The 4,731-nt window shown below is 40.7% G+C and carries 7 protein-coding genes and 1 pseudogene; all 8 read right to left on the reverse strand.

Translation table 11 applies throughout. From position 1 onward, the window contains the following. On the reverse strand, positions 1-661 hold a 661-nt coding region (locus ACHUFA_RS10830), incomplete at its 3' end, for a VirB6/TrbL-like conjugal transfer protein, CD1112 family (RefSeq protein ID WP_394406067.1). Positions 662-679: 18 nt separating this feature from the next. Then, entirely contained in the window at positions 680-922 is a 243-nt protein-coding gene (locus ACHUFA_RS10835) for a hypothetical protein (RefSeq protein ID WP_001072171.1), read from the reverse strand. Positions 923-939: 17 nt separating this feature from the next. After that, complete coding sequence (locus ACHUFA_RS10840; protein ID WP_172041087.1) at positions 940-2,757, reverse strand: VirD4-like conjugal transfer protein, CD1115 family; 1,818 nt, start codon at positions 2,755-2,757, stop codon at positions 940-942. Then, a complete protein-coding gene (locus ACHUFA_RS10845; RefSeq protein WP_394406070.1) occupies positions 2,757-3,245 on the reverse strand; it encodes a hypothetical protein in 489 nt (162 codons plus the stop codon). Before ACHUFA_RS10845 ends, ACHUFA_RS10840 begins: the two co-directional genes overlap by 1 nt. Positions 3,246-3,321: 76 nt before the next feature. Further along, on the reverse strand, positions 3,322-3,906 hold the full coding sequence (locus tag ACHUFA_RS10850; RefSeq protein WP_394406072.1) for a CPBP family intramembrane glutamic endopeptidase: 585 nt from the start codon (positions 3,904-3,906) through the stop codon (positions 3,322-3,324). Positions 3,907-3,908: 2 nt separating this feature from the next. Continuing rightward, a complete protein-coding gene (locus ACHUFA_RS10855; RefSeq protein WP_001005705.1) occupies positions 3,909-4,142 on the reverse strand; it encodes a hypothetical protein in 234 nt (77 codons plus the stop codon). Between the two features lie 8 nt (positions 4,143-4,150). Continuing rightward, positions 4,151-4,534 carry a thioredoxin domain-containing protein gene (locus tag ACHUFA_RS10860; RefSeq protein ID WP_044679448.1) on the reverse strand — a complete coding sequence of 128 codons (384 nt, stop codon included), beginning with the start codon at positions 4,532-4,534 and terminating at the stop codon, positions 4,151-4,153. A 10-nt stretch (positions 4,535-4,544) separates the two neighbouring features. Continuing rightward, positions 4,545-4,731: pseudogene (locus ACHUFA_RS10865) on the reverse strand (hypothetical protein); the annotation flags it as partial.

Raw genomic sequence — 4,731 nt, forward strand, 5'->3', positions numbered from 1 at the left:
TGGCATAGACCATGATGTTTTTAAGGTAACCAATCCCAACACTTCTCCAGTCATCACTAAGAAAGGTTGGAATGGTAACAGGAGCAAAAGGAATCATCAGATAGAGTTGGATAAAGCGAATGGTAATCAAGATATTGACAACCATGATGCTGGCCATTCGTACCAACCAAATGAGAATCGCAAAAAAGCCAATAATCATTTTTCCTACAATTCCAGATCCCTTAATGCCTGAAATGGTATCATAATTAGCACCACCATTCGTGACAAGACTTGCCACTTGTTCAATAACATAAGAGGCAATGGCAATAATGGCTTCCACAATAACCGTCGTATTGGTAATCACGACCGCGACCATGATGTAGCTGACAATCATAGGTGCCATGGCTTCAAATGTCATTGCACCACCTGAGTTTGCAATTTTCTTGGCCATTTTTGAAAATTCGAGTACGAGAACAACCGCAAGAATAGCTACTCCCAAGGGTTGCATAATACCCTTGGTAATGGCTGTCATGTAAGACCAAACCGTCGGATTAAAGTCCGCTAGTGACTTAACCAAGTTGGCGGTTGATTCTAAATCCACTTGAAACCCTTCAAAAAGGCTGTCGCTAGATACTTTTTCAGAGGCTAGAAATACAAAAGGTGACGTAAAATTCATTATCATGTCATGTGCTGTCCTCCCCTAAATGGTAATCTGAGTCACAAAAGCACCAGCGGCTCCCACCATGACCCCACCAACAATTTCTAGAATGGCATTTCGGACACCTGGTCCACCATCTTTAATGTTGGTTGAAAGGTTGATAATACCCATGACAACAAGAAAGGCTCCTACTGCAATTAAGCCTTTTTGTAATAGAGACATAGCTTGGGAGAACATGGAGCTGGCGTCCACTCCGTAAACAAAGCCTGATAGTTTTTGATTCATATAATTCCTCATTTCTATTAATGTAGTGTTGTTTCTGTGCTTAAATCCCTTATTTTATGGCCTGACAAATCTACCTCTTCCTCAGCGGTTAGGGGATTGATATGATAGTGCCACCAGCGTTCATCGATTTCCTTATCCGCAAGCCATTTCCAATTCTTATGTTTGAGAGGAAAATATTTCTTGGTTCGAAAAACAGGAACCCCTGCAATGCGTACTAGGCACTCATCTCGTTTCATATTCCCTACTTCATCAGCCGTCATCAAGTCACGGGCAATTTTCTGGTGAGAGGTAGAACTTGAGCCAGTCTGCCCAAAAGAACGACTGGTACTTCTGACATCAATGGTTTGTTTACCTAGAAGACCACTCATAAATTTGAAAGTTTCTTCGTCATTTCCACCCAAATAGAGGAGACTGTCACAGTTCCCCAGTATAGTTTTCCAAGCTTCTTTTTCCTTATAAAGTCCTTGGAGTTGAGCGATATTTTGGAGAATAGGCACAAGACTCATATTCCTAGAGCGGACTGTTGAGGTTTGTTCAGCGAAGTCTGGGATTTCTCCGACATTCGCAAACTCATCCAGATAGCTTCTAACATGAATAGGCAGTTGCCCTTTAAAGTCAACATCAGCCTGTCTGGTCAAGGTGGAGAAAACCGTAGAGAAAAATAAAGCAGATAGGAAACGAAAGGTCGTATCATTGTCTGGAATAACAAGATAGACCATGGTCTTTTGAGTGCCCCACGTTTTCAAATCCATAGTGTCTCTTTGCGTCAAATCAATCACCGATTGGATATTAAAGAGGGCAAATTTAGCGGTCGTCACAGCAATGACCGAATCCAAGGTCTTGTCCTTGTAGTTCTGAAAATCCGCCCAGTTTCGCATGGTAAAGTTTTCGTGACCATATTTTTTAGCATAATCTTCAAACAGGACTTCAAGAACACTTTTGTCCTGATTGTCTCCCTTTGATAAGAGTTTGATGAGTTTACCAATCTCAGAAAAGGCTGGATAACGGCCACGTTTACGTCTTGCTTCCTGCTCTTGCTTGGAACTTCCTGGAGGATTGTAAAAATCCACCAAATAAGAGGCAATAGCTCTCACCAATGTCATGGAAGCCTCATCCCAAAACGGATCACTGCGAGAACCATTTCCTTTGGTATTATTAAAATAGACCGTTAACATGCGGTTCAAATCATTCTCCGTTTCCACATAGCGAAAGGGATTAAAACCGTCTGAATTGGTCATATTAACCAAATCTAAAACCTTGACCTGATAACCGTTTTCTAAAAAGAGTTTACCTGTCTTCTCAGCCAAATGGTCTTTAGGATCTACGACAATATTGGAACAATTAAGTTGGATAAGGTTGGGTTTCACAAAGCGAAAGGTCTTACCTGCCCCAGAACCCCCAATGACAATCAAATTTTTATTTCGGTCAAACTGGGGTTTCTTCTTTTCCAACAAGGTTAGACGAACATCACTAGCCATAATCGTGTCATTGAAAGGATTCTTACTGTAAAAGTTCCGCTTTTCCTTACTGTTTCCAAATCGTGCAGAACCGTATTCTTCCCCTTCTCGATAGACTTTCTGTCCTGTCGATACATAAAGATAGACTAGTGTCATCATTAGAACCCCAAGGATAAAGGCAAGAAGAGATTTTTGAGTAAAGGAAAATAGCCATAAAGGATTGAAAACCTGATTTAACCCCTCTCCTAAGAGGTAGGCAAAACGTTCCATAGGTGGGGCATTGGTTAAACTATCATAGAGCAGGGTTAGACGATGGCAGAAATAACCAAAGGCGAGCCCCATGAGTCCAAAGACTAAAGCTTTTCGTCTTGAATACATTACAAGGTCACCTCCTTGGTTTTGACTGCCGAAGGTTCTGTCACTCTAATTTTCTCTTTGGCCAGTTCTATCTCTTGGTCCAAGGTTTTATCAAAGGTTAGACCTTCTAACTTTTCTGGATTAGACATCAGTTTCTTCACCAGTTCGTCCAAGTGATGATCGAGCAAGGTCTTATCCTTGGCATAAAAGTAGAGATAGTCTTTTTGCCAACTAATTGCAATTGGCAGTTTTTCTGACTCCATCAACTCCTTAAATTTCTCCACATCGATTGGCTTATCTAGGACACCTTTACTAACATCTATCGCTTCAATTGCGTAAGGGCTTTGAAGGAGTTCTTCCAGTTTTTGAACCCCAATCTTATAAGCTGAATCTTGAGCTAAGGCTTGCCTAGCCGACCATTCTAAGAGCTTTAAGAGGGTTCTAACTGTCAATAAACTACTTCTTTCTACGTATTGCATCGCTTGACGTTCTTGTTGTTCAGATGACATGGTGACCTCCTCTTTTTTCGATTCCCTATCAAACATAAGGTGCTTCCATAATACGGAAGCACTCTTGATTTTGGTATCACAAGAAAGTTACGACATAAGCCAAACTATTCCAAAGTAAATGTAAGGCGATTGCCGTCATACAATCAGTTTTCAATCGAACAACAGCCAAGGTCAAGCCAAGACAGCTATACATGAGCCAACTCCCTAACTGATTGGGGCCATGGGATAGAACAAAGAGAAAACTGGTTACGCCTATTTGTACAAAAGGGAATGTCAATTTTTCCCACAGCAATTGCCTATAAACAATCTCTTCAAGGAGACTTGCATTGACCAGAAACAATAAAAAGATAACATGAGGAACCTGTTTTCCTACTTGTACCAATACCGCTTGATTCTTAGTCTGAACTGGAAATAGGAAACTGATGAAGACTGCAAAAGCAACCATAGACACAAAACCAAGAAGCAGCCATCTTAGACGATTTCTTAAGGTTATATTTTTTGCTTGAAGAGTTTTATGACGGGCAATCTCTAAGCAAGTCACACTTAATAGGACCAATTGTAGCAAGACTACACTCTCTATTGTCAGATACTCTTTCAGGTATAAACTCACCAGAAGACTGTTAAGCTGTATGGCTAGAAAAAACACAACTACCCTTATCATTGTCACCTCTTGAATAAATCTTCATAATCAATATCTAAGACTAGAACGATTCGCTCAACCCATCTTGTCTGAGGCATTAGACGATTGGATTTGTAATGCCGTAATTTTTGATAGAGGCGATTAAACTCACTTGGATAAACATATTGACCTTTAAATACTTTGCGAGCTAGTTCTGCCCAAGTGAGGTCTTTTTCTGCCAGAATGATTTCTAAATTGTCCCAAAATCGTTCATTCATCTTCACACCTACCCTGTCACTTGTTTCATCAGACTGGCCTGAAACAACTCTTCTTTTACCTGTCTGGGAAGAAAAGTACGCACTTCGTCTAGCCCAATAGCTGGATAGACGTGATTCTGACAGACAATGAGAGGCAGACGAAGATTCTGGTCTGGCTTTTGGAGAATAAGCTGAACCATCTCATTCAAACTTATCGTATATTGACGTTTAAAGCGAAGAAATCGTGGCGACAGCAACTCAAAACAATCCATGGTTTTGGCAAAGAGTGACAGTAAGATTTCACGGTTTACATCACACGCTTTTGTACAACGATAAGTCACACCATAGGTCGTCAAAATGGTTAGTAAGTCTTGATTTGTATTGATATTATTTCCTAGATATACCTCAAGCATAGGCACCTCCTTATAGGGTTAGGCTATTTTCAACTGTTTGTTCAGGAGTTGAGAAATAGCGACTCATATCAATGGGCATCCGTCCTTCACCAAAGCACTTGACCGTCACTAAAGTCGTTAAAATGCCATCCTTTCCCCTAGCAGAATAATTTTCACCAAAGGCACGAAAGGCCAGGTGATTGTCTTTCGTCAAGAGA

The organism is Streptococcus hepaticus (genome assembly GCF_043656315.1).
In the GTDB taxonomy this organism is placed as follows: Bacteria; Bacillota; Bacilli; order Lactobacillales; family Streptococcaceae; genus Streptococcus; species Streptococcus hepaticus.